Genomic DNA, 25,397 nt, shown 5'->3' with positions numbered 1-25,397 from the left:
TAACCTTTTTTTATTTCAAAACAACTGCAATTACAAGGCAAACATCGAATAATTTAGAACACTTCACAGAAAAATAACTATATTGCAATATATTATGCGTGCATAATAAAAATAGCACTTCTATTAACGAGAATTGTGCTATATTTAATACAATCAGAAAAACCATTGGAATACATGAAGTACAAGCATATTTTTGAACCATTAGATTTAGGATTCACAACACTTAAAAACAGAGTGTTAATGGGTTCTATGCATACAGGTTTAGAAGAAGAGAAAAATGGATTTGAACGATTAGCAGCTTTTTATGCAGAACGAGCAAAAGGTGGTGTTGGTTTAATTGTAACTGGAGGAATGGCACCAAGCATTCGCGGTTGGTTAACGCCATTTTCATCTCGAATGAGTACAAAAAAGCACGCCAGAAAACATAAAGTAATTACGGAAGCCGTTCATAAAAACGGAGGAAAAATATGTATGCAAATCTTGCATGCAGGTCGTTACGGACATCATCCATTAAATGTGGCACCTTCTGCAATTCAATCGCCAATTACTCCTTTTAAACCTAAAAAATTAAGTGGAAACGGTGTAGAAAGAACCATCAAAAGTTTTGCAAAATCAGCTTCGTTAGCTCAAATTGCAGGATATGATGGAGTGGAAATCATGGGTTCTGAAGGATATTTAATCAATCAATTTATTGCGGAACGTACCAACCAACGTACAGACGAATGGGGAGGAAATTATGCAAATCGAATGAAATTTGCAGTACAAACGGTAAAAGCAGTGCGAGAAGCTGTTGGTGATGAATTCATCATCATATACCGTTTATCAATGCTCGATTTGGTAGACAAAGGAAGTAGTTGGGAAGAAGTTGTACAACTTGGTAAAGCGATAGAAAAAGCTGGAGCAACCATCATAAATACTGGAATTGGTTGGCATGAAGCCAGAATTCCTACAATAGCAACTTCTGTTCCAAGAGCAGCATTCGCTTGGATTACAGAACGTATGAAAAAAGAGGTGAGTATTCCATTAGTGACTTCTAATAGAATTAATATGCCAAGTGTTGCTGAAAAAATTCTTTCCAATGGACAAGCAGATATGATTTCAATGGCACGTCCATTTTTAGCAGATGCAGAATGGGTAAACAAAGCAGCAGAAGAAAAAGACGATGAAATTAATACTTGTATCGCCTGTAATCAAGCATGTTTAGATCATATATTCAAGCAAAAAGTAGCAAGTTGTCTCGTAAATCCGAGAGCTTGTCACGAAACAGAATTTGATTACAAACCAGCGAGTATCAAAAAGAAAATAGCAGTTATTGGAGCTGGACCAGCAGGATTAGCAGCAGCAACCATTGCAGCACAACGCGGGCATGAAGTTACCTTATTTGACGATCATAAAGAAGTTGGTGGACAGTTTAATATTGCAAAACAAATTCCTGGAAAAGAAGAATTCTACGAAACTATTCGCTACTTCAACAAACAAATAGAATTACACAAGGTGACGCTAAAACTTGGTAAACGCGTAAATGCTGATGAATTACTACAAGAAGATTTTGAAGAAGTAATTTTAGCAACTGGAATCAAGCCGAGAATTCCAAGAATTGACGGAATTGAACACGAAAAAGTATTAAGTTATATTGATGTACTAAAGCACAAAAAACCAGTAGGAAAACGTGTTGCTGTCATTGGAGCAGGAGGAATTGGTTTTGATGTTTCTGAATATTTATCGCATGAAGGAGAATCAACATCACAAAATATTGATGCTTGGTTAGCAGAATGGGGAATTGATAAAACCTTAGAAGCACGTGGTGGAATTGAAAATATGAAGCCTGATTTTCACGGTTCGCCAAGAGAAATTTTCATGTTTAAACGTAGCAAAGGAAAATTTGGAGGAAACCTAGGAAAAACGACTGGTTGGATTCATAGAACGAACCTAAAAAAGAAGAAAGTAAACTTTATCAACGAAGTTCAGTATACCAAAATCAATGATGAAGGTTTGCACTATACGCAAGACAACGAAACCAAAGTATTAGACGTTGACAATATCGTTATCTGTGCAGGACAAACACCATTAAAAGAATTGTTAGATCCTTTACAAGCTAAAGGAATGACAGTTCATGTAATTGGAGGCGCTGATATCGCAGCAGAACTAGATGCAAAACGCGCCATTGACCAAGGAAGCCGATTGGCAGCGAAGTTGTAAAAAGATAAAATTATAAAACATCATAAATCCGTACGATTTCATAAATAGTACGGATTTTCTTTTTTTAGGTGTAATTTTACAAATACTTAGTTTCCAAAAAAGTTTCTTCATGAAGAAAAATAGTTTAACAGTTATAATTGTTATCATGCTTATTTCGAGCATTGTATATGCCTAGCAATATTCAGTCAATGCAAATACATTGGTAAAAAAACAGTATGCTGAAATACAACAAGATGAAGATTTCACATATGGCGAAAATATATTTGTATATAACTGTGCAGCTTGTCATCATAACAATATGATCAACCAATCAACAGGATCAGCATTAGGAGGAATTACACAACGAAGAGACAAGAAATGGTTGTACAAATATGTTCAAAATTCCAAAAAAATGATTTTGGAAGGTGATAGCATCGCTGTCGCAATACACAATAAAAATAACTTTTCTATGACCGCTTTTCCGAACTTGTCTGATCAAGATTTAGAAAAAACATTCTATTACATTGAAAAGCGATATCAAATGTCATTACAAGGAATTCCTGTTCCTATACGATTTGCATTTAATATTACTGAAAATAAAAAAGCCAAAGCCTGCAGGCATATCTTGGTGGAAAAGAAAGACATTTTAAATGTATCAGTTTCAAAGAACAGACAGTGGACATTCAGTTGCCAGCGTACTTCACACAACAATTCTGACTGGCAAAAAACAACTTTACTTGAAATGTTTTCATATGACAATTCCATTAACGAAATTAGAGGATTAACATATGAATTTCCTGCATTTCGTAACTCAAAAAAAACAGCTTGGAACTATAAATACTAAACCGAAAACAAAACATCTAATAACGAAGTTAACTTCTTACTTCAGCAGAAAAAGTCTAACAGCAAAGCGATCTAATGTCTAATAATGCAATGGTCTAACACCTAATTAAAAACAGGCTCAACCGTAAATCCTTCCTTACGTAACAAATTAATCACACCTTGATCTCCAGGTAAATGTAACGCGCCAACACCAATAAATGTCGGTGATTCTTTGGTCATTTTTGCAATCAATGGAATCCAATTTCTATTGCGTTGATCCACTAAATTCTCTTGGAAATCAGCTTCCAAACCTTGCTCAGCAGAAACTTTCAACAAACCTTCTAAATCTTCCGCATTATAATAACGCGTCATATCTTCAAAACCTTTTTTACTCTCTTCCATTCCTTTTTGCGCCATTTCTACTAAAGTTTTCAGTTGCTCTTCATACGGAATATCATCAAAAACTTTCATTTGATCAGCAATAGTTTCCAAGCCAATCACTTCTTCATTTTGCTCTTGTGCAATTTTCATAAACTCAGTATCGTAAGCAGTTCCGTTTTCACAAACGGCCATTTTAGAAGTCAGGGCTGAGGTAATCGCTATAGGTTTCATTTTATCAAACATTTTCAAATCGAATCCAACTTGCTCTTTAAAAAATGTCGCTAACGTTGTATAATCTTCATCGTTCAGCAAACCTTTGATCGTTTTACCATCTTCTAGGAAAATATATTTCATCATGTTTGCCTGCAATTTCGGATCAGACATATCGATTTCCAAAGCTAACTGATCAGTTTCATCAAAAGCTTTTTGAAGCTTGTCTGTTAGTTTATAATCACAAGTTAAATGAATAGTTCCGTATAAATAGGAAGGTTTTTCAATACCATTTCCTGTAATTTTCCAGAGTAAAGAGTTGGCTAACTTTGGAGTTTTGGTACTATTGGAAACTGATTTCGTTCCTGTACAACTAATAAAGAATATAACGAAGCAATATGCGATTAGGGAAAGTTTTTTGTGCATGCAATTAAATTTAAGTGGTATGTTTAATTTTTTTGAAAGATACTAAAAAATGTACTGTAGCATTTAACTCAATACAAGAAGTCATTTAGAATTGTACGAATGAATTTTTTCCTTATTTGAATTAAAAATTCGATATTTGTAATTCACCAGAGCGCAAAGGATAGAGGCAATTGTTGAAGCTCCTCGTAGAGAGCGACTGTCGAAAGCTTGACCTTCAAGTATTTGAAGGATGCGCCAAAAAGATAGATTATGGGAATGAATAAAAATACAGTACTAGCTTGGGCGACATTAATTATGATTGTTGTAGGTATTGGCTTAATTGTACTGGGAATTATTAAGTATGAAGAAGTTGCTGCAATAGGATTTTCTGCAGTAGGAATAGGATTTTTTGCCATTGCGTGGGTTTTCAACGCGTTAAAAGGTAGAGTATAAAACAATATTTTTGCTCCATACTAAAAACTATAAAGCTTTCGATAATCGGAAGCTTTTTTTATATACAAAAACTATAAAATGTGCGTGAAAAATTGTAGTTTTAGGCATATAAATACAAAGGTACTTTTTGTACAAAAATGATAGTTTAAATATTCTTCATGGAGTTAGAAATACTCATTGAACAATTTCAAAATAAAGACGCGAAAGCTTTCGAATCGTTGTACGAAATGTACAATGAAAGCATTTTTGGTGTCATATATACAATTGTGAAGAATGAAGATATTGCTACAGAAGTTATGCAAGATGTATTTATAAAAGCATGGAATAAATCTGATACTTATGCCGCTGGAAAAGGTCGTTTTTTTACATGGTTGCTCAATATTGCTCGAAATACAGCAATAGACAAAGTCCGTTCCAAATCTTTCAAAAAAGCACAGCAAAACCTTGATGTTGATTTTTTCGTACATAGTATAGAAACCAACGATAGTTTGGAACAACAAACGGATACAATTGGCTTGAAAAAATATGTAGAGAAGCTTGCCGAAAAATGTAAACAAATCATCAATTTCATTTACTTTAAAGGCTACACACAAAAAGAAACAGCCGAAACACTAGAAATTCCTCTAGGAACCGTAAAAACTCGAAATAGAAATTGTATTAGCGAACTTAGAAAAATGTTGGAAGTATAACAATGGATAGCAAAGAATACATAGCATCTGGAATTTTAGAACTGTATGTAGCAGGCACGCTTTCTGAAAAAGAAAACGAAGAAGTGCATTCAATGATGCAAAAGTATCCTGAAGTTACCCAAGAAGTACTTTCTATTGAAGCAGCAATTATGCAATTAACAGCTGCAACGTCAAGTAAAGATCATGCAGGAGTTTTTGAAACAATCAAAGAACAGTTAGATCTTTCTGCTGATACCGCTACACACGAAACGAAAGTTATTCCAATAGAAAAACCACGTTCTATATTCCGTTATGCAGGTTGGGCAGCTGCCATAGTATTTGCAACAGGATTATTGTTTACAATGATTCAAAAAAATGAATTGGCTTCCGAAATAGAAACAGTACGTGCGGAAAGAGAAGCTTTAAAAGAACAAATTTATCAAGCAAATAGTGATTTAACAGCAGCTACAGAATTATTAGCTGTATTAAGAACAAAAGATATCATTTCTGTTCCACTTGGCGGACAAGCAGTTTCCCCAGGATCATACGCAAAAGTATATTGGGATAAAAAGGCAAATAATGTCTATCTAGATTTACAAGGTTTACCAGCGCCGCCACCAGGAAAAGTCTATCAAGTTTGGTCGTTAAAGCTAAATCCATTAACTCCAACAAGTTTAGGTACTATCGACGAATTCTTAACAGATGCCGACAAAGTATTTGATTTAGAAAACACAAACGAATCTGAAGCTTTTGGTATTACACTTGAGCCAGCCGGCGGAAGCGAATCGCCAACACTTGAACAATTATATACACTTGGAGTAGTTGCTTCGAACCCTTAATTTTTTACGATTAAATAAAAAAAGTGAATTTCACTTGAATAAACATCATGGAAATTCACTTTTAGTATTTTGTTAGACAGATTTTTACCATTCTGTCGGACAAGTCATAGGACAACTATTGTATACTGATACACAATAATCATTTCTACACTCCGTAAGTCTGTCACTGGCGCCACGACCTCCAATAATTGTTTCTTTTTCTGCTAAATGAGAAATAGCTTCTTTGTGTAATGCGAGTGATTTAAAATTTCTTTTTTTCATGGTATAATTTTTGGTAAAACAATACGTATAATTTACTAAAACAGAAAGTGAAATCAGTAAGTGAACACCGTAAAATCTAAACGCATTCATTCAATGAAAAACACCAAGCTTTTATTCGTAATACTATTTTTAGGATTATTTCTTATGGCTTGTACTCAAAATCAAGCTACAAGTACAGGTTTTGAAAATGAACTCAGTTTACTCTCAATTCCAGATTCACTCAAAAAAATAACAATTGACTACCGATTGGAAGAAGAAGCATTGCTACATTCTATAGAGAAAAAGATTGGAGAAAATGTATGTGGCGCCACTACCAATTTTGGATTGATATTAGAAAATGAAAAACCTGTAAATGTATATATTCATAAAATATGTTTTGACAGAATGGTAGGTTGTTTTCGTAGACCAAGAGAAGCAAAAGTTTTATTAAATGAAAAAGGAATGCTGTTGATGGCGCATGAACTTGTTGACATAGATTCTATACCGCAATGGATGCAGAACAATTATTCAAAAAAGGAATTTAAGTATACACAAACTTCCATACGATGGGTTTCTGAAACTCCAAAAGACAGTATAGAAAAGCATTTTCAAAAATCTTAGATGGTTATTTGCTTGTTCATGAAGAGTTATCACAACAACTTTTTTTTAAGAAAATAGCTGATTTAAATTCGACTCAAATAAATCGCTTAAAAGAAGAGTTACCTATCGAAATACGTTTAGAATTTATAGAATTAGTGATAGATACGCCACCACTGCCAGTTAAAACCTATGTACAATAACAAAAAAAGGCACTTTATTACAAAGTACCTTTCTTCAATAAAAACCAATCGCTTAACAAAATGTTAATTTTCAATAATTAACTACTATAATCGTTCTATTTTTTGAGTCATAATTGGACCAACTTCAAAGCTGCTCTCTAGTAATTCAGATTTTAACGCTTCCACTTGTGCTGTATTTCCAGTTGCTTTTAAAACTTCCGCTACATGATACATGGCAACAGGTTCAAACGTTTTATCAATTACATGTGTTTTCATAATATCGAGGGCTTTCGCTGAATTTCCTTGTAAATGATAAGTCCATGCTAACAAATCATAACTTTGTGGCGTTGGACGAAGTTTGATTTCCTGTTGCGCTATTTCCAATGCTTTTGTCGTATTTTGTAGTTCTTCCGATAATACCGAAATCGCATAAGACGTATACATAACACCATAATCTTTAGTCGAAATCGTATTCATAAACGTTTGTATGTTTTTGTCTTTTTCTGTAATATTTCCCATGTATTCAGCAATTTCTGCTTTCAATAAATAATAATCAGGCGCTTTGTGTGCTGTCATGATGGTATTTAAAATTCGTAAAGCTTCTGTTGGATTCTTTTCATAAGAAAATACAATCCAAGCAATTCCTTTTTTAGCATATGCATCATTCGGATCTAATTTTAAAGCTTTCAAATAATGATTGTATGCATCTTTAATTCTTCCGGCATGACCGTAAAAATCAGCCAAATTTGTGTATGACCATTGTTGTAAAGAAGAATTATTGGCATTTTCTGCTTTTTCTTTTGCCTTCTCCATAATTTTGATGGCAGCCAATAATTTTCCTTCGTGATCGTACCATTTTGACAATCTAATGAACGCATCAAAACTTTGCTCATTTTTGAAAAGATTCAAATAGTTTTCAGCAGCTTTTACATTACCAAGTTCTAAATGAACATCAAATAGCATTTTTTGAGTCGCTTGAAGATTCTCACCTAAAACTTCCGCTTTTTTCAATAAAACCAATGCTTCTTGAAAACGATGTTGTGAAATATAATTACGGACTAAACTTCTTATGTAACCAGCATTCTGGTATTTTGTATGTGTATTTAAAAGTTCTAAATGTGTTGCAGCTTTTGTTAAATGTGTAATATTTCCTGTAGAACTGAACAATTGTGTTTCCGCATTCGCTATTTTACTAAGATACGGATATTGATTAGGGCTTTTTACCAATTTCTCTGTCCAAAAATCATATACTTCTGTAGCAGTTTGAATGGTTTTATTTTCGGCAACTTCTAAATACGTGTTGTAAGTTTCAGAAGTTGTAATTTTTTGTGATGGAGTAGAAGTACAGCTTACTAAAAGTGCACAAACTCCAAGGATTTGATAAACGATTTTGGTATTCATAACTATTGGTTTTTACTTGATAATCAAGATGTAAATACTTCATGGAATTCCCTTGAAGTAGTTGATTAAGATTTAATTCTTTTAAAAAGAGAGCATCTAGTGTGATCGTTCAACTAAAAAACGCGTTAAATTATTGGGACTAAATGCTCTCTAGCAAATCAGATAATTAGTGAGACTCAATATTGAGAAGTCTGTAAGACGTACTCAAGTTGTAAGTAGAACTAATCCCGCTGAAGAGCGGGATCTCAGCTCTTTTAGCATTTATCAAATTACCACGGTGTGGCTAAGTATGGAAATGAGGACAAAAAAGGTTTGTCATTGGCGTCAACATGATCATCAGAGAGATTTGGGTTTTCTGTAAAATCTTCGCCTCCAAAAATTAATAAAAGTTCTACAGTGATAACATCATCCGCCAACGCACGACCTGTTAACACATTGGTTCCGTCAAAAAAAGTAGTTGTACCATCTAAGGAAACATTTAAAACATCAGTAGCCAATAAACCTGTAAAAGCGGCTGCATCTTGTCCCAATGCATTTTGATCTCCCGGATTTGCAAATGCTGGACTCAAGCCTGTTAAGTTTGTTTGAAACATACTTTGAAAAGCTGCATTTTGTTGTGATGGAATTGTGATGTTAAAATTATCTTTGCTCGCCGAACTCACAAAAACTGTATTGATGGCTGGTCTTCCCATTTGATCTTGTTGTGCGAATGTTCCCGAAAAATCAGGTGTATTATCTATAACAATTGTATTATCGTCAGAAGAACAACTAGTTAGAGTAAATAGACTTATAAGTGCTATTCCTAAAATTGATTTTATAGTTTTCATTTTAATATCTTTTTTATGTAAATGTTGATTGATTATTGTTTTGTTTTTGCTTCTGCCCAAACATTGATAGTTCCTGAACCTCCAATTTGTGATTTTGGCACTTCTACTACAATTGATAATACATTTGAACCTGCAAACGTATCTGTTCCTGGATCATTGAAAGAAGTAGCGTTTCCTGCAATAATTTCACCGTATTGTGCAAAATCCATGAAGAAAGGATCGTCTCTAGGACCTGCGAAAAATTTCATTCCGTTGTTAGTGGCTGTAATAGCATTACTTCCATAAGAAGTAATATCTACTGAAGAAGTTGTTCCAGAAGTTTCTACAACACTGTTCAATCCAGAAGAACTTGGTGACACAGGTCCGAAGAAGTACATTTTTCCGTCTCTAGGAATGGCCTGAATCACTAAATCTTCAACACTATCACCAGAAGTATCAATATTAATTTCAATTAAAGTGTTTTCGTCAAAAGAAGCATTACCAGTTGCGGCAGGACTCAATAATCCTTGTGTATTGACTACAAATGCAATTGAATTTGTATCTGCCCCTTGAAAAGCGTAGAAATCTGTAATATCAGCACTCGTTCCTTGTATAGCAGGTGCTTCAATATGATCTGCTGCTATCAAGAAGAAACTACCGATCAATACAATACTGATTCCTAAAATAGTTGTTACTCGTTTCATAATTTTTAAGTTTAATTAGATTTTTATTGTATTACGGTTTTACATACGAGAAGAATCGGGAAGCGGTTTTTAAAAAGTGTATTTTTTTTGAAAAAAATTAAAAATAGTAGCGAAATGAATGAGTTTTCTATATTTAAGTCTCTGCTTAATAGTTGTTTGTAGAATATTTTTATTTATATGAAATGCCCTGATTTTTTTTAAAACATTTAGTTTCTATTTTAGAATGTATAGGAAAGTATTTGTCTACTTATTCTTTTTGAGAAGAAGAAACATTCAAAATGTCAAGTCTGTTTGAAGTGCTTCTATAGAAGAAAATCTTTTTTACTACGTAGTAAAAAATAGTTTACTAGTTAGTAAATTCAGTTTTACTAGGTAGTAAAATGTAAAAAGCTCTTGATGTTTTCATCAATTAATCAAAAGAAAAACAATAAAACTTCTTGAAGATACTTGTATTCCATGCTTATATTTTGAGAAATATGATCGATTCTCTGTGATTATACGTTTCGTTCTTTGTAAATGATAGTTGATAAGATACATTTTGATTCAAAAATCAATCGTTGAATCGTTCCATATTTTAATCTTTTCAATCCTATAATTTATATGTGTGAATGCTAAGACAATTATGTATATTTGTGACAAAGCAATTAAATTAAAGAGTAATTATGTCAGACGATAAGAAAGTTATCTTTTCCATGAATAGGGTTTCTAAAACCTATCAAAGTACTAACAAACAAGTTTTAAAAGATATATACCTAAGTTTTTTCTACGGAGCTAAAATTGGGATTCTCGGTCTCAACGGTTCTGGTAAATCTACCTTGCTAAAAATTATTGCAGGTGTTGAGAAAAACTACCAAGGAGATGTTACCTTTTCGCCAGGGTATAAAGTAGGTTATTTAGAACAAGAACCACAACTTGATGAAACTAAAACGGTGATGGAAGTTGTAAAAGAAGGTGTTGCAGAAACGGTTGCCATCTTAGATGAATACAACAAGATTAACGACATGTTTGGTTTGGAAGAAGTATATTCTGATGCAGACAGAATGGAGAAATTGATGGCACAACAAGCCGATTTACAAGATAAAATTGACGCTTCTAATGCTTGGGAATTAGACACCAAACTAGAAATTGCTATGGATGCTTTGCGTACGCCAGAGCCAGATAAGTTAATTGGTGTGCTTTCGGGAGGAGAACGTCGTCGTGTTGCTTTATGCCGTTTGTTATTACAAGAACCAGAAATCTTATTATTAGATGAGCCTACCAACCACTTGGATGCAGAATCTGTACATTGGTTAGAGCATCATTTAGCACAATACAAAGGAACGGTAATTGCCGTAACGCACGATAGATATTTCTTAGATAATGTTGCAGGTTGGATTTTAGAATTAGATAGAGGAGAAGGAATTCCTTGGAAAGGAAACTATTCTTCTTGGTTAGATCAGAAATCAAAACGTATGGCGCAAGAAAGCAAAACAGCTTCCAAACGTCAAAAAACATTAGAACGAGAATTAGAATGGGTTCGTCAAGGAGCGAAAGGTCGTCAAACAAAGCAAAAAGCACGTTTGAAGAATTATGACAAATTGATGAGCCAAGATCAAAAACAAATGGACGCGAAGTTGGAAATCTACATTCCAAATGGTCCGCGTTTAGGAACGAATGTAATCGAAGCTACAGGAGTTTCTAAGGCTTTTGGTGATAAGTTATTATATGAAGATTTAAACTTTAATTTGCCACAAGCTGGAATTGTTGGAGTTATTGGTCCGAATGGAGCTGGAAAAACAACCATTTTCAAAATGATTATGGGAGAGGAAACAGCAGACAAAGGAACATTTACGGTTGGAGAAACGGCGAAGATTGCATATGTAGATCAGTCGCACTCAAACATTGATCCGAATAAATCAATTTGGGCAAACTTCTCTGATGAGCAAGAATTGGTTATGATGGGCGGAAAACAAGTAAACTCTAGAGCTTATTTAAGCCGATTCAATTTTGCTGGAAGTGAACAAAACAAAAAAGTAAGTACACTTTCTGGAGGAGAACGAAATCGTCTGCATTTAGCCATGACACTCAAAGAAGAAGGAAATGTGTTATTACTAGATGAGCCAACAAACGACTTGGATGTAAACACATTGCGAGCGTTGGAAGAAGGTTTGGAAAACTTTGCAGGTTGTGCGGTAGTCATTTCGCATGATAGATGGTTTTTAGATCGTATTTGTACGCACATCTTAGCTTTTGAAGGAGATTCGCAAGTATATTTCTTTGAAGGAAGCTTCTCAGACTATGAAGAAAACAAAAAGAAACGTTTAGGTGGCGACTTGATGCCAAAACGTATTAAATATAAGAAGTTGATAAGATAATTAATTTCGTCATGCTGAACTTGATTGTCACATCGAGCGCAGTCGAGATGCCTTTAAAACTTCAAAAGTTTCTCGACTGCGCTCGAAATGACATATAAAAAATGAAACCCTCGTAAACTGCGAGGGTTTTTATGTTTTTATAAAACTATATAACACAAGTTTATTTAATTCTTTCAGTTAATTTTTACAGATAACAAACGGAAATATGCTCGAACTTCTTTTCAATACTTTTTTGGGCTGTTTCTGAAAATGAATTATCAGTTGCATAGAGTTGTTCTAGTGTTTTAATCTGAAATAAACTTTTAGGAAACTTTTTGATTTTGTTATCTCCGACTGTTAGGTAGACTAATGTTTTTAAATTGCCAATACCTTTTGGAATCTTTTTGATCTTGTTTTTTGAAAAATCTAAATATTCAAGAGTGTCTAGCTCAAAAACGACTTCTGGAATTTCTTTAAACTTATTAAAAGAAATATCTAATGAAACTAACTTTTTTAGTTTGTTCATGGCAGTTGGAATTTTTGAAATCTTATTGAAAGAAAAATCCAAACGCTCTATATTTTTTAACAAAGAGAAATTTTTTGGAATTTTTTTAATGCCTTTGTTTCGTAATGATAATGATTTTATGTTTTGAAGTAATTTTATTTTATCTGTATCAGAAAGATTCAAATTAGTAGATCGCAATCCATAAATTGCTCTATGTCCTACTAAAAAATCAAACAAATCCAATAAGCCTTTTTCCTCAGTTTTAGATACGCTTTCATAGGATAAAGTATCTAATATATGTGTAATTGGCGTACCAATCATATATTTTTCAATCATTGAAAGTTTTGGGTTTTCGATGTCTCCATGAAAAGCATATCTTCCATCATCCCAACCACCAAAATTTAAGATCTTGTTTTTATACATTTTAATACCTAATCCGTGCTCATGATCCCAATCGCAAGAACCAGTAAAACCAAATGTAGTAAAACCGTCTATATCTTCGTCATCTATTAAGATAGTATCAAAAGAAATATATTCACGGACTTCTTTAGGTGAACTTAAAAGAGGAAAACCTCCATACATATCATTGTCTGAACTACCATAAAGTTCTTCCAATGGCTCTCTTTCTTTATAAGCAAACTCGTAAATTGTGTTCAAAATAGATGCTAGGTTTTCTCTGATATATTCAAGTGTTTTTTCTTGAAAATCAAATGGTTTATCTTCATCATCTGTTCCATCAAATATTACCTCTAATATAGTGTCATCTGAAGTTGATTCTTCTTCGAAGTTTGGCAATATACTTTCATGTATGTATGTGACAAGATTGTCATCGTCATCTCTTTCTTGTTCATCTTCGTTAAAAAAATCGTCTAAATCATCATCGTCAAAAGTGATCATAGTATAAAATAATTAAGTAGTTTTAATTTAATTTTTTAAGTGTGTTTGTGTATTCTGTATAGATACAAAAAGTAAAAGTATTTTTTTATAAATATTATTAGTAGGATTAGTTTTTAGAAGATACCTGCCCAAAAACATGCGCTAACCAGTCATTTACAATACAATCTAAAATGATATGAATACGCGGTTGATCGCTGTTGTTTCTCACTTCATGTTCTATGTGAAAATTACAATACCAGCATTCACCAGCTTGCATAGGAATAGCAACATCATCAACCAAAATTTCAACCTTATCATTTGTTTGTACAGGAATGTGTAAACGAACTTGTCCATGTTCGAAGCTATAACCTGTATCTCGGTGTTTTTGTATGCTTGCGCCAGGATCTAAGGTATGAATACGGAAAGTTTCTACTTGGCACTGAAACATTTCAAAAATAGAAAGCAAATACGGACATTTTTTAAGTGCCTCGTTTGGTAAAAAAATAGGCAATCCGTCTTCACCAATAATTGGTTCTATAAAATGGATTAACCATAAAGTTTCTAGTGTTACAGAAGGATTGTAAATATCTTCATAATCTTTTTTAGAAAATTGCGAAAGCTCTTTTTTGATGACATCCGCATCAAATTCAAAAGGTAGTTTAAGTGCATTCATATTTCTAAAATTATAAATTATTTAGCAAATACCTGACTTTCATCTGAAAATGCTTTGAACTCTAATGGATTTCCGCTAAAATCAAAGACAAACATTGTTCGTTGTTCTCCAGCTTGCCCAGCATATCGAGTTTGTGGTTTTACAATAAATTTTATTTGATGCGTTTCAAACTTTTGCTGTAAATCTTCAAATTGAGTCATCGTAAGTAAACACCCAAAATGGGGAATTGGAACATTAACGCCATCAACTTTACCACAATAATCTAACGCTGGAAAATCGTTGCTTACATGTCCAGATAACTGATGTCCGAAGAAATCAAAATCTATCCAATTTTCGGTAGAGCGACCTTCATCACAACCTAAAATATCAACATAAAATTGACGTGTAGAAACAATATCTTTTATTTTAAAAGCATAATGAAAAGCATTCATGAAGTTCTTTTTTTATAGTATTCTAATATGTTTTAAAGATACAATTTTACAGCATAAATAAATACTGTTTGCTTCACTCTTTAAAGAGTATCATTTGTATTTCTTAATGAACAATTTATGATGTCTTTATGAACTAAACTTTAAGAAAACAAATAAATAAGTGTGCTATTTTATTTTTTCGTATTTTGAAGAATCATAAATCCCGAATTTTTTGAAAAATACTTTAACTACCATTCTTAGTCTATTCTTAAGTTTCTCGATATGGAGTCAGGATATCGACAAGCAACGGATTAAAGATAGTATTCATAAATATGCAATCTTATCCGAAAGTAGTCATGCAAAATATAAGTATAAGGAAGCTATTGAAGCATTAAACATAGCAATCGCATACGCTCAAGAGATTAATGATAATGAAAACTTATCTAGCCTTTATAATGATTTAGGACTTTCCTATGAAGGAGTTTCTGAACTCACTCAATCTAAAAAATATTATTTGAAATCGTTACACCTAGCCAAAGAAACAGAAAATGATACATTACAAGGTTGGGTTTACAATAATTTGGGAAATATATATTCTGACGGTTTTAAGAAAAAAGACTCTGCGATTTACTATTATAAAAAGTCTTTACAGTTTGCCGAAAAACTCAAAGATACTTTTGAGATTTTAACACCTGTTCTAAATATAGGTTGGACGTATATTGATGAAAATGAGTTTGATACAGCATTTCCGTATTTAGTGAAATCTGAAAAGATGATCTTTACAGAACATGGAGATGATATAGGAAAGGCGCAAATTAATTATTTATTTGCACGTTACTATATGCACAAAGAAAAATTGACATTAGCAGATAATTATTTTAAAATGTCAATCAATTATGCTAAATCCAAAGGATTCCTAGATGAATTGTCTGAAATTTATGAACACTACGCAATACTAGCACGAAAACAAGGAAATCATGCAGTTTCTTACACGCGACTTCAAAAACATATACTGTATAAAGATTCGGTGTATAACGATATAAAAATCAAGGAAAATCAAGCGGCATTGGTAAAGTTTTCTGTTGATGATATGAAGAAAGATTTGAAGCAGATTGAAGCAGAAAAAAGAGATCAAGAAACTATTATCGAAAAATCTAAACAGGTTACGTATGTATTAATGATTGCCGGTTTTATTTTGATATTACTTTTGATTAATATGTTTAAGAACTTTAAATTTAGAAATAGAGCATTGTCAAAACTTCGCTTGAAAAATGCAGAATTACGTGAAGCAAAAGATGAAGCAGAAGCACAAGCAAATTTGAAGTCGCAATTTTTCTCAACAGTAAGTCATGAATTGCGAACACCTTTATACGGAGTTGTTGGTTTAACAACTTTATTGTCTGAAGATTTTCCGAATTTACGAAAGAATGAAAATTTCAAATCGCTTAAGTTTTCTAGTAAATATTTATTATCGTTGATTAATAATGTTTTACAAATAAATAAGATTGAATCGCAAGGTGTAAAACTAGAAGAAACACCTTTTAATGTTAAGAATCTTATTAATGAAGTAGCCAATTCTTTTGGGTTTGCATTGAGTCAAAATAACAATACTGTACATCAAGAAATTGACCCTAAAATTCCTAAAGTCTTAATAGGCGATTCTGTACGATTGTCGCAAATATTGATGAATCTTATTGGAAATGCAATTAAATTTACGGAATCTGGAAACATTTGGATTCGTCTGAAATCACTAGGACAAGACGGCAAAAAACACAGCATACAGTTTACTATTGAAGATGACGGAATTGGAATTCCTAAAGAAAAACAGGCTTCCGTTTTTGATAAATTTATTCAATTACGTCCTATAGAAAAAAACTACCAAGGAACAGGATTGGGACTTTCTATTGTAAAGCGTTTATTATTGCTATTTGATAGTGATATAAAGCTGAAAAGCGAGGAAAACATAGGAACAGAGTTTACGTTTGTCATCACTTTTGAAGAAAGCTGTGAGTTATCTTTAAAAAATGCAGAAACGCCTGTAAAAACAATCAATAGTACCGATAAAAATATATTGGTGGTGGATGATAATAAAATCAATCGTGTTGTTACCAAGCGTATTTTAGTGTCAAAAGGATATCAATGTGATGTGGCAGAAGATGGAGTAGAAGCGATTGATATGCTAAAAGGAACAACATACGACTTAGTTTTGATGGATATCAATATGCCTAAAATTGACGGAATAGAAACAACCAAACGCATACGAGAAACAGACAAAACAACACCAATTATTGCGTTAACGGCTGTAGAAGAAAGTCAGGTAAAAGATAAAATTCATGAAGCTGGTATGAACGATTTTATCATCAAACCCTACGACATGGCTGAATTTCATCAAATAGTACTGAAAAATTTATATGTAAAAACTATATAAAGTAGGCACTTCCATATACATACACGCTGCACAAAATCAATTCACCTATAAAGATGCTAATAGCAAACACAATTGGGTTAATCTTCATTGCACCAGCTGTATAGCAAATTAAGTCTGTAGGTACAAAAGGGAAAAATGCCCAAAATATAATGAATAGCGGACCGTATTTTCCAGAAAGCTTTTCCTTCACCAAATTGGTTGTTTTTGTATTCTTATCAAACAATTTAGCAAAGCCTAATTTATCTGAGAAATAGTATACAATCATAGAAGAAATCACAATTCCGATAACGGAAAGAAGTAACACGAGAAACAAATCATCTGGAAACAGAAAAACGCCTGCAAAAATAAGCGCTGTACTTGGAAGCATTACAAAACCTCGAATCAGGTGACAAAAAAAGAAAATAGCCAAACCGTAGTTGCCAAATGCTTGAATATTCTCTGCAATATTTTCTCTTGAAAAGGTTTCTGGATATATAAAATTATATACAATAAAGCCAATAATAAGGACAATCCAAAAACGTCTAAAAAATGTGATATAACTTTCTTTCATGAATTTTTATATTCGGTACGAAATACTAGACGATAAAGCTACACATTTGTTACGATTGAAACTGTATTTATTTAAAATTAAAAAATGAAAACATTTAACAGTGGAAGAATTAAAAAAATCGTTAGTTGATTTTGGAGGTAGTGTATGAAAATTGTAGTTTTAAAAATAACAGGAATTTCTGTTGTATAGCTTTTGTAAACAATTAGAAAAGAAAAATGGAAGGAACATGTCGAATTGCTGATGCAATGAATACGTATAATCTCGCTTTGAAGATCATTAAGTCTAAAGGATATAAAATATTTCTTTATCCAGATGATAGAGAAGAATATTTGGGCGATTTTTGGGCAATAAAAGGAGATAGAGAGTTTATTGGAGGCGATCCATTAAGATTATTAGGAATCATATCAATTTGGGAAAATACTGGAGATGATTGGCAAAACAATAATTTTCCTGAAGAAGACTTATATGATGAAATATTGTCGCGTGCTTTGCCAGATTCTGTAGATGATTTTAATGACTTGTCTGATGAAAAATTTAAAATTTTAGTTTCCGATTACAGCATATTTTTCAAAAATGTTGTCGAGGAAGAATTGCCAGAAAATCCTTCGAGACAAGAAATGTTTGAAATTATTAATTCATTGTATGAAGCATAAAAACGATACGTAGCAATGGGAATATTTAGTAGAAAAAAGAAAAAAGAAGAAAATTTTGAAAACTTTCCCCTTATTGGAGGATTGATGGTTTCTAAAATGGTATCCGAAGGTAAAAAGAAACCATTATTCATGTTTAGAGAGAAAAGAACGAGACCTGAAGATAGTGGTTGGAGAATTTTTTCAGGATATGAGTCTCAAGAATATGCAAATGATCCTAATAATATAGGAATATATAATCCATCTACTATTCTGAAAATAGATTCGAGCATAAAAGATTTATTATTAAAAGGAATAGGTTCCGTTTTTGAAAGAAAGAATCATAAATCGGACTGGTATGAAGTAAATGATTACGAATTGGAAGATGATTATGTAACTAAGCATAAATTGACTGAAAATTGGACGTTAGAAATAAATAATTTGTTTGAAAGAAGCAAGGAAGAAAGTGGAGATTTACTTTACACAACTGGAGATAAATCTTTAAGAATAGGCATCTGGAATGAATCTGGAAAGAACCGTCAGCAGATTTTTGATGCACATCAACTACACATTAAGAATAGAGACCAATCTGTTACTAAAACATTGGATACGTTTGATTTTTCGGATGATACGATCAAAAGAATTGGATATGAAATTGAAGAACAAGACGGAAACAAAACGTATAATGTAATCTATGCCTTTTCATTTATAGACGAAGAAATTCTTCAAATGGCTTTTTATTTTGATGATAAGAAAGATAAAGATTGGGCTATTGAAACTTGGAAAAAAGTGAAAAACTAAACATTGATCAGCAATTCCATCTTAATATTACCGCGCGCATATGGATTGTTAGTTTCCATAGGAATCTCTCTAAAACCATATTTTTCATAAATATAAATGGCGTTTTCTAATTTGCGATTGGAATATAAAATCAGTTTTTCAAAATTGTTACTTTTAGCAAAATCAATACAATGTTGCAATAGCTTCTGACCAATTTTTTTACCTCTATATTCTGGAGAAACTGCCATTTTTCCTAATTCAAAAACCGTATCATCCATTTTCATCAAAGCGACAGTTCCTACAATGTTTTCTTCGATTTTTGCAAAAAAGATATATCCGCCTTTATCAATAATATAACTTTTAGCGTTGCTCAGTACTTCTTCGTCATGTGGCTCTACGTAGAAAAAAGTTTCTAGCCATTCTACATTCAAATCGTAAAACGCGGTTTCATATTCTTCTTTATAAGGAACAATACAAATCTCAGAAAGCTGAGAAGTTTCTATATTTTGGATAATAAATGTGCTCATTTTTTTGTCTGCTAAAAGATCTTCCAAATGATTTATATGGTTTATTAAATTCTCAGAGGGAAAAGTTGTTAATTCTTGTACTGTTTCATACATAACATTCCAAATAGGAATCATTTTTATCAATAATTGTTCTCCTTTATATGAAAGACAGATCACTTTTTTTCGTTTATCAGTTTCATCATTTTCAATAGTAATTAATCCTTTCTTATTAAGCTTATTGATGGTTTGTGTAATAGCAGGTTGTGAAACTTGTAATGCTTCTCTAATTTTTGTGTTTGTAGTACGTTTTTGTAATGAAATAATTTTAAACGCTGGAAACAGGTAAGGATCAAAATCTATATTGTAATGATCATATACTTTTTGTATTTCTTTCATAATCAATTCACTCAAACGAGCCAATCTAGAACCCAATCCAATTTCTTTAAATTCGCGTAATGCATCCATTGTATAATTATTTATATAAGTGCTTATGTAAAAATATAACGAATTTGAATGTTTTCCAAGTACAGTTAGATTATTTTCGCATAAAATCAGTGATGAGGTAACTTAATAATTTCCCAACTACATATATTTCTTGTGCGTCGTTAGGGTTTGGAGCCGCTTCGCATAAATGTAAATATGCTGCATTTTTTTGTTTCCCAAAGAAAGAAGCAAACATACGCGCTTGATTGGCAGAGAAACCACTTGGTGTCATGGCGCTACTTGGTACATTTTCTATAGAATCACAATCAATTTCAACACCAAACGAACGATTGTCAATGAAATTTAAAGCGCGATTCAATTGAAAAGAAAATCCTTGTTCTTGACGAATTTCAATGCTTTCAAAAGTATTGTATTGCAAACGTTCTGGATAACTGTCAATAGTTTTGAAAACTTTTTTAGACGTGTAGTTTTCATACAAACCAAACATAAAGTATTTATCCAAAAAACCTTGTTTGAAAGCGTAACTAAATCCATTACCGCTATGTCTACCTTCTAAGTTTCTAAAGTCAGTATGTGCATCAAAATTAATCACATTGATCGCTTTACTTTTTCCTAGTGCTGTTCCTTTAATGTTTCCATACGCATTGTTATGTCCACCACCAACAATAATAGGCGTTTTTCCTGCGCTGATAATTTGAAACATGATATAACTCACTTCTTCGTCAATCTTGTTCACTAACTGTGAAAGCAATATGTAATATTCGGGAGAGTTTTGATCGAAATTTGCAGCTCTATCTAACAAATCGGAAAAATCTAAATGTCCTAAAACCAACAATCTTTTTCCTTTATTATAGGCGTTGTCTTGTGTATTCAATAAAGCGCTCAATGCAGCTTTCCACGCAGTTGTAGCGCCAGCTTTTCCTCGGTTGGCGCGTATGCCAATATCTTCAGGAATTCCTAAAAGTACATATTTTGCTTCGCTTTGTTGAAGTTGCGTAACTAAGTTGTCTTTTGAAGAAAGTGTTTCTACTCGTTCTCCAAATTTAGTTTCGCCTTCTCGCTTAGAGATGAAAGCACCAAGGCTTTCGCTAGTATACAAATGTAGCATGGTTTAGTATCGATTGCGTAATGCTAATTTACACTTTTATATGAATGAAATTCATTTCTTTTATGGATTATTTTTACAACTAAAGACTAAATTTATAATAAAAGCGTTGTGTGTAAAAAACAACCTTATGTTACAAAGCATACAAATACTGACATTAATTCAAGGGCTCTTTTTACTGGTCGTAATATTTAAAAATAAAAAGCAGTATAAAAAAACTATTTTTTGGTTATTTGTAGGAAGTATTACTGCAGTACAGCTGTATATTTTAGGAGATGATGATGATAACTTATTATTTAAAAACACAGATTTATTCTTCTTTGACATTACGTTGTTCATTACTTTTTTATTCCTCTTTATAAAGTATAAAATAGAACCTGAAACAGGTTTTTTGAAAAAAGATCTTCTGTATTTTATTCCAAATATTATATACTTAACCATAGAAATATTGGAGGCGCAACCATCATTAAATGGAATTGTAATCGAGCTATTTGAATTGTTTATAGAACTAACTTTTTTAAGTTATTTAGTTTTTATTATTGGAAGATTGTATAAGTCTCAATCTGAAAAATGGATGCTGTATTTTATGATTCCACTAATAATTGTTATTAGTTTTTCTACCAGTAATGAAGTGTTAGGATTGTCAGGTTTAGAAGAATTTTGGTTATTTAACGATCAATATTCTAACAGTTTTCTAATTGTATTGGTCGCTTTTTTATTTTATTCATTCAGTTTTAAATTAGTAATTTCTCCTAAGGAAGTTTTACCTAGTGTAAAACCATCAAAATATAAAACTTCTAGTTTGGCTGTTCATGATTTTTCAAATTATAAAAAGGAACTTATACGACTCATGGAAAAAGAAAAACTATATACAAAAACAAAACTTTCGATTCATGATGTTGCTCAAAAACTTCAAGTACCAAGGCAACACATTTCAGAAGTTTTAAATGTACATATGGGAATTAGTTTTCAAGATTTTATCAATCAGTATAGAGTTGATGCTTTTATAAATTGTTTGCAAAAAGAACAGTATGCGCATTATACACTTTTTGGAATCGCAAATGAGGTTGGTTTCAATTCAAAATCTTCGTTTAATACTACGTTCAAGAAAATCAAAGGTTTAACGCCTTCTGAATTTAAAAAAACACTCATGGATATTGCTTAAAAAGATGTTCAGAATACGTATTCTGACCCTCATGCATATCTTTTAAAAGATAATACACACGTTATTTGAGAGAACAAAAATCACAAATAATGAGTAAATTATTTTCTAGGCGAATATCTATTCTTATTGGACTTTTCTTTTGTGTGTCAACTTCAATTGCACAAGTAGAAGGAAGTTCAAGAGAGATAAAAACTGAAAAAACAATTCAAGATACAGGCGATATTATTCAAATTGGATTACCTATTATTGCTGGAGTTGCTACTTTCTTGGAAGATGACCGGCAAGGAACTTGGCAGTTTGCAAAATCTTTTACACTAAACCTTGGAATCACATATGCGTTAAAATACGCAATTAACAAACGGAGACCTGATGGCGCAACTGACGGACTTGCTTTTCCTTCTGGACATACTTCTGTGTCTTTTCAAAGTGCTTCTTTTATACAACGACGATATGGTTGGAAATATGGAATTCCTGCCTATGTATTGGCTGGTTTTGTTGCGTACAGTAGAATAGAAGGAATAGATGACAGACATGATGGTTGGGATGTTTTGGGAGGAATCATTACAGGTGTCGGAAGTTCTTATCTTTTTACAACACCTTATAAAGACAAATTTAAAGTCACATTAGCAACTGGTCAAGATCAATTTTTAGTTGGATTTGTACTAAAGTTTTAAAAACCTAAGTTAGATGAACTATTGTGAGAGAGCAGCAATACATTCCTCACGAATCTTCCAAATTTCTTCGAAAGCGTAGGGAAATTGTTCGTTTGCAATCCATTGTTTGAGAAAGCTTTGATGAGATTTACTTTTTAATCACCAACTTTGACAAGGAACCATTCTGCGGAAGCGAGAAGTTTAGCATGTTTTTTTATTTAGTTATCAGTCTTTAATTAGAAGCAGACTGCCACGACGCTAACTCTTCGCAAAGACATTTCGAAGAAAGTCTAACAGCGAAGTGATGTCTAAAACTCTAACAATCTAAGAGCAATAGCAAGTCTAAACAAGCTTTCCATTAATCAAAACCTGTTCTATGTTATTGTCGCCAAATGCGTATGGCAATACATGAAACGATGGAATTTCCTTAGTAATCATCAAATTGGCAACTTTTCCTTTGGTAATACTTCCGTGTGTTTCCGAAAGTCCCATTGCATAAGCTCCGTTAATCGTTGCCGCATTGATTGCTTCTTCAGGTGTCATTTTCATTTTGATACATGCCGTACTTACTACAAAATTCATATTTCCAGAAGGTGTTGAACCTGGATTGTAATCGGTAGCTAACGCAACTGGCAAACCTGCATCCATTAACCTACGTGCTGGCGTATATGGAATACTAAGAAAATATGAGCAAGATGGCAACGCAACTGGCATGGTATGACTTCCTTGCAATGCTTCAATATCATCATCGTTGAGTTCTTCTAAATGATCTACCGAAAGTGCATTATATTTTACGCCTAAAGCTACGCCTCCAAAGGCATTGAATTGGTTTACGTGAATTTTTGGTATCAAATTATATTGTTGTGCTGCTTTGAGCAAACGTTCGGTATCTTGTAGTGTGAAATAGCCTTTTTCGCAGAAAATATCTACGTATTCAGCTAAGTTTTGTTCAGCAACTTTTGGTAGCATTTCATTTATTACTACATCCATATAGCCGTCTTGGTTTCCTTTGTAATTTGCAGGAATAGCATGTGCGCCCAAGAATGTTGTTTTGATAGGGAAATTGTAGGTTTCCTTTAATCGCTTGGCAACACGCAACATTTTAAGTTCTGCTTCAACGGTGAGTCCATAACCAGATTTTATTTCTATGGCGCCAGTTCCCATGCGCATTACTTCTTCCAAACGTTTGGAAGATTGTTTAAAGAGTTCATCTTCAGAAGTTTCTTGAAGTTTTTTAGCAGAATTTAAAATACCACCACCGCGATTGGCAATTTCCTCATAACTCAAACCATTGATACGATCTACAAATTCTTGCGCTCTGTTTCCCGCGTAAACCAAGTGTGTATGACTGTCACACCAAGTTGGTAAAACGACTTTGTTTGTACAATCAATGATGGTATCTGCGGAAGCGATTTCTATATCAGCCATCGAGCCAAAATCAGCAATGACATCACCATCAATATATACATATGCATTTTTTAAGATGGGAAGTTCTTTCATGTCGATACCAGAAACTTTGGAAATATTGGTTTCTCTAACTTGAACTAATTCTTTGATGTTGATGAGTAAGGTTGTCATGTATGAAAATTATACTTACAAATGTAGATGCAAAGCGAATAAATCCCTAATTTTATACTTATAAATTCTCAATCATGAAAACTATTGGACTTATAGGTGGAATTACGAGTCAATCTACTATTCTATATTATCAAATTTTAAACAGTTTAGCGGCAAAACATAAAGGCGAACCGCATGCAGCGAAGTGTATTATTAATTCGGTTGATTTTGGAGAGATTCAGAAATTACAGCACGATGGTCGTTGGGATGTATTGGATGAAATTATGGCAAAAGCCGCGATAGGTCTTGAAAAAGCAGGAGCTGAATGTATTTTAATTTGTGCAAATACTATGCATTTAACGATAGATGCTGTTCGTGCAAGTGTGAAAATTCCTGTGTTGCATATTGCAGAAGCAACAGCAGAGAAAATTGTAGCTCAAGAGTTGAAAACAGTTATTTTGTTGGGGACAAAATATACGATGGAGAAAGATTTTTATAAAGATGTATTAACTTCTTTCGGTATTAAAACCTTGATTCCAAATGCAGAAGAACGCAAAGAAGTAAATCGTGTTATTTATGAAGAGTTATCAAAAGGAGAACTAAAAGAAAGTTCGCGAGAAGCGTATGTGAAAATTATTAATCGTTTACAGCAAGTAGGAGCAGAAGGCGTTATTTTAGGGTGCACCGAAATACCTTTATTGATACAACAAAAAGATGTTTCTATTCCGGTATTTGATACGACGACCATTCATGCAACAAAAGCGATGGATATGGCTTTACGTTAATTTTATGACAATTTTTAATGTCGTTGTTTAGAATTAAAAAATAGTTGTTATTTTTATAGAAAATTACATGATAACTGGCATAATTATGTAATACAAAAAAGCTCCAAATGTA

At 32.7% G+C, this 25,397-nt stretch carries 25 protein-coding genes; 13 read left to right on the top strand and 12 right to left on the bottom strand.

Features of this window, described 5'->3' with window-relative positions:
• The first annotated feature begins 174 nt into the window (after positions 1-174).
• Both ACOQOS_RS05995 and ACOQOS_RS05990 read left to right on the top strand, forming a co-directional pair.
• On the top strand, positions 175-2,199 hold the full coding sequence (locus tag ACOQOS_RS05995) for an FAD-dependent oxidoreductase (protein ID WP_420574064.1): 2,025 nt from the start codon (positions 175-177) through the stop codon (positions 2,197-2,199).
• A 199-nt stretch (positions 2,200-2,398) separates the two neighbouring features.
• The gene (locus ACOQOS_RS05990) at positions 2,399-3,022 is read left to right on the top strand and encodes a c-type cytochrome (RefSeq protein ID WP_420574063.1); all 624 of its coding nucleotides are present in this window, start codon (positions 2,399-2,401) and stop codon (positions 3,020-3,022) included.
• A gap of 101 nt (positions 3,023-3,123) precedes the next feature.
• Here the strand turns inward: ACOQOS_RS05990 and ACOQOS_RS05985 are convergent, their stop codons facing one another.
• Entirely contained in the window at positions 3,124-4,017 is an 894-nt protein-coding gene (locus ACOQOS_RS05985) for a TraB/GumN family protein (RefSeq protein WP_420574062.1), read from the bottom strand.
• 249 nt (positions 4,018-4,266) lie between these two features.
• On the opposite strand from ACOQOS_RS05985, the gene ACOQOS_RS05980 reads away from it, so the two are divergent.
• The 3 genes from ACOQOS_RS05980 (at position 4,267) to ACOQOS_RS05970 (ending at position 5,956) form a co-directional block, all read left to right on the top strand.
• Positions 4,267-4,449: a CAL67264 family membrane protein gene (locus ACOQOS_RS05980; RefSeq protein ID WP_420574061.1), complete on the top strand. Its 183-nt coding sequence runs from the start codon at positions 4,267-4,269 to the stop codon at positions 4,447-4,449.
• A gap of 158 nt (positions 4,450-4,607) precedes the next feature.
• Entirely contained in the window at positions 4,608-5,138 is a 531-nt protein-coding gene (locus tag ACOQOS_RS05975) for an RNA polymerase sigma factor (RefSeq protein WP_420574060.1), read from the top strand.
• 2 nt (positions 5,139-5,140) lie between these two features.
• Positions 5,141-5,956 (top strand): anti-sigma factor, encoded by an 816-nt coding sequence (locus ACOQOS_RS05970; RefSeq protein WP_420574059.1) that lies wholly within the window; start codon positions 5,141-5,143, stop codon positions 5,954-5,956.
• 84 nt (positions 5,957-6,040) lie between these two features.
• Here the strand turns inward: ACOQOS_RS05970 and ACOQOS_RS05965 are convergent, their stop codons facing one another.
• The gene (locus ACOQOS_RS05965) at positions 6,041-6,217 is read right to left on the bottom strand and encodes a hypothetical protein (RefSeq protein WP_420574058.1); all 177 of its coding nucleotides are present in this window, start codon (positions 6,215-6,217) and stop codon (positions 6,041-6,043) included.
• Between the two features lie 93 nt (positions 6,218-6,310).
• Here ACOQOS_RS05965 and ACOQOS_RS05960 point away from each other — a divergent pair, with 93 nt between their 5' ends.
• A complete protein-coding gene (locus ACOQOS_RS05960; RefSeq protein WP_420574057.1) occupies positions 6,311-6,817 on the top strand; it encodes a hypothetical protein in 507 nt (168 codons plus the stop codon).
• 263 nt (positions 6,818-7,080) lie between these two features.
• Here ACOQOS_RS05960 and ACOQOS_RS05955 read toward each other — a convergent pair whose 3' ends face one another.
• From ACOQOS_RS05955 to ACOQOS_RS05945, 3 genes are all read right to left on the bottom strand, one after another.
• Positions 7,081-8,376, bottom strand: a complete 1,296-nt coding sequence (locus ACOQOS_RS05955; protein ID WP_420574056.1) for a tetratricopeptide repeat protein — start codon at positions 8,374-8,376, stop codon at positions 7,081-7,083.
• 269 nt (positions 8,377-8,645) lie between these two features.
• Complete coding sequence (locus tag ACOQOS_RS05950) at positions 8,646-9,203, bottom strand: DUF4331 family protein (protein WP_420574055.1); 558 nt, start codon at positions 9,201-9,203, stop codon at positions 8,646-8,648.
• 32 nt (positions 9,204-9,235) lie between these two features.
• A complete protein-coding gene (locus tag ACOQOS_RS05945; protein ID WP_420574054.1) occupies positions 9,236-9,886 on the bottom strand; it encodes a DUF4331 family protein in 651 nt (216 codons plus the stop codon).
• Positions 9,887-10,548: 662 nt separating this feature from the next.
• Between ACOQOS_RS05945 and ettA the strand changes: the two genes are divergently transcribed.
• Positions 10,549-12,240, top strand: coding sequence for an energy-dependent translational throttle protein EttA (ettA, locus tag ACOQOS_RS05940; protein WP_420574053.1), 1,692 nt, complete (start codon positions 10,549-10,551; stop codon positions 12,238-12,240).
• A 184-nt stretch (positions 12,241-12,424) separates the two neighbouring features.
• Here the strand turns inward: ettA and ACOQOS_RS05935 are convergent, their stop codons facing one another.
• The 3 genes from ACOQOS_RS05935 to ACOQOS_RS05925 form a co-directional block, all read right to left on the bottom strand.
• Complete coding sequence (locus tag ACOQOS_RS05935; RefSeq protein ID WP_420574052.1) at positions 12,425-13,621, bottom strand: leucine-rich repeat domain-containing protein; 1,197 nt, start codon at positions 13,619-13,621, stop codon at positions 12,425-12,427.
• A gap of 106 nt (positions 13,622-13,727) precedes the next feature.
• On the bottom strand, positions 13,728-14,273 hold the full coding sequence (locus ACOQOS_RS05930; protein WP_420574051.1) for an aspartyl/asparaginyl beta-hydroxylase domain-containing protein: 546 nt from the start codon (positions 14,271-14,273) through the stop codon (positions 13,728-13,730).
• A 17-nt stretch (positions 14,274-14,290) separates the two neighbouring features.
• Positions 14,291-14,704, bottom strand: a complete 414-nt coding sequence (locus ACOQOS_RS05925) for a VOC family protein (RefSeq protein WP_420574050.1) — start codon at positions 14,702-14,704, stop codon at positions 14,291-14,293.
• Between the two features lie 211 nt (positions 14,705-14,915).
• On the opposite strand from ACOQOS_RS05925, the gene ACOQOS_RS05920 reads away from it, so the two are divergent.
• A complete protein-coding gene (locus ACOQOS_RS05920) occupies positions 14,916-17,111 on the top strand; it encodes a response regulator (protein ID WP_420574049.1) in 2,196 nt (731 codons plus the stop codon).
• Here the strand turns inward: ACOQOS_RS05920 and ACOQOS_RS05915 are convergent.
• Positions 17,104-17,661, bottom strand: a complete 558-nt coding sequence (locus ACOQOS_RS05915) for a TVP38/TMEM64 family protein (RefSeq protein ID WP_420574048.1) — start codon at positions 17,659-17,661, stop codon at positions 17,104-17,106. The two genes, ACOQOS_RS05920 and ACOQOS_RS05915, sit on opposite strands and share 8 nt — an antisense overlap.
• A gap of 215 nt (positions 17,662-17,876) precedes the next feature.
• Here ACOQOS_RS05915 and ACOQOS_RS05910 point away from each other — a divergent pair, with 215 nt between their 5' ends.
• Together ACOQOS_RS05910 and ACOQOS_RS05905 are read left to right on the top strand one after the other, a co-directional pair.
• Positions 17,877-18,314, top strand: coding sequence for a hypothetical protein (locus ACOQOS_RS05910; protein WP_420574047.1), 438 nt, complete (start codon positions 17,877-17,879; stop codon positions 18,312-18,314).
• A gap of 15 nt (positions 18,315-18,329) precedes the next feature.
• Positions 18,330-19,091: a DUF2185 domain-containing protein gene (locus ACOQOS_RS05905; protein ID WP_420574046.1), complete on the top strand. Its 762-nt coding sequence runs from the start codon at positions 18,330-18,332 to the stop codon at positions 19,089-19,091.
• On the opposite strand, the gene ACOQOS_RS05900 is transcribed toward ACOQOS_RS05905, so the two are convergent.
• Both ACOQOS_RS05900 and ACOQOS_RS05895 read right to left on the bottom strand, forming a co-directional pair.
• Positions 19,088-20,041, bottom strand: a complete 954-nt coding sequence (locus tag ACOQOS_RS05900) for a bifunctional helix-turn-helix transcriptional regulator/GNAT family N-acetyltransferase (protein ID WP_420574045.1) — start codon at positions 20,039-20,041, stop codon at positions 19,088-19,090. The genes ACOQOS_RS05905 and ACOQOS_RS05900 overlap by 4 nt on opposite strands.
• A 70-nt stretch (positions 20,042-20,111) precedes the next feature.
• Positions 20,112-21,128, bottom strand: coding sequence for a formimidoylglutamase (locus ACOQOS_RS05895; RefSeq protein ID WP_420574044.1), 1,017 nt, complete (start codon positions 21,126-21,128; stop codon positions 20,112-20,114).
• 127 nt (positions 21,129-21,255) lie between these two features.
• Between ACOQOS_RS05895 and ACOQOS_RS05890 the strand changes: the two genes are divergently transcribed.
• Positions 21,256-22,290, top strand: a complete 1,035-nt coding sequence (locus tag ACOQOS_RS05890) for a helix-turn-helix domain-containing protein (RefSeq protein WP_420574043.1) — start codon at positions 21,256-21,258, stop codon at positions 22,288-22,290.
• An 89-nt stretch (positions 22,291-22,379) separates the two neighbouring features.
• Positions 22,380-22,964, top strand: a complete 585-nt coding sequence (locus tag ACOQOS_RS05885) for a phosphatase PAP2 family protein (protein ID WP_420574042.1) — start codon at positions 22,380-22,382, stop codon at positions 22,962-22,964.
• 321 nt (positions 22,965-23,285) lie between these two features.
• On the opposite strand, the gene hutI is transcribed toward ACOQOS_RS05885, so the two are convergent.
• Positions 23,286-24,521, bottom strand: coding sequence for an imidazolonepropionase (hutI, locus tag ACOQOS_RS05880; RefSeq protein WP_420574041.1), 1,236 nt, complete (start codon positions 24,519-24,521; stop codon positions 23,286-23,288).
• Positions 24,522-24,595: 74 nt separating this feature from the next.
• Here hutI and ACOQOS_RS05875 point away from each other — a divergent pair, with 74 nt between their 5' ends.
• Complete coding sequence (locus ACOQOS_RS05875) at positions 24,596-25,285, top strand: aspartate/glutamate racemase family protein (protein WP_420574040.1); 690 nt, start codon at positions 24,596-24,598, stop codon at positions 25,283-25,285.
• Positions 25,286-25,397: the final 112 nt, after the last annotated feature.

Source organism: Kordia sp. (genome assembly GCF_965224175.1).
Classification (GTDB): Bacteria; Bacteroidota; Bacteroidia; order Flavobacteriales; family Flavobacteriaceae; genus Kordia.
This window is presented reverse-complemented; position numbering and strand designations above follow the sequence as displayed.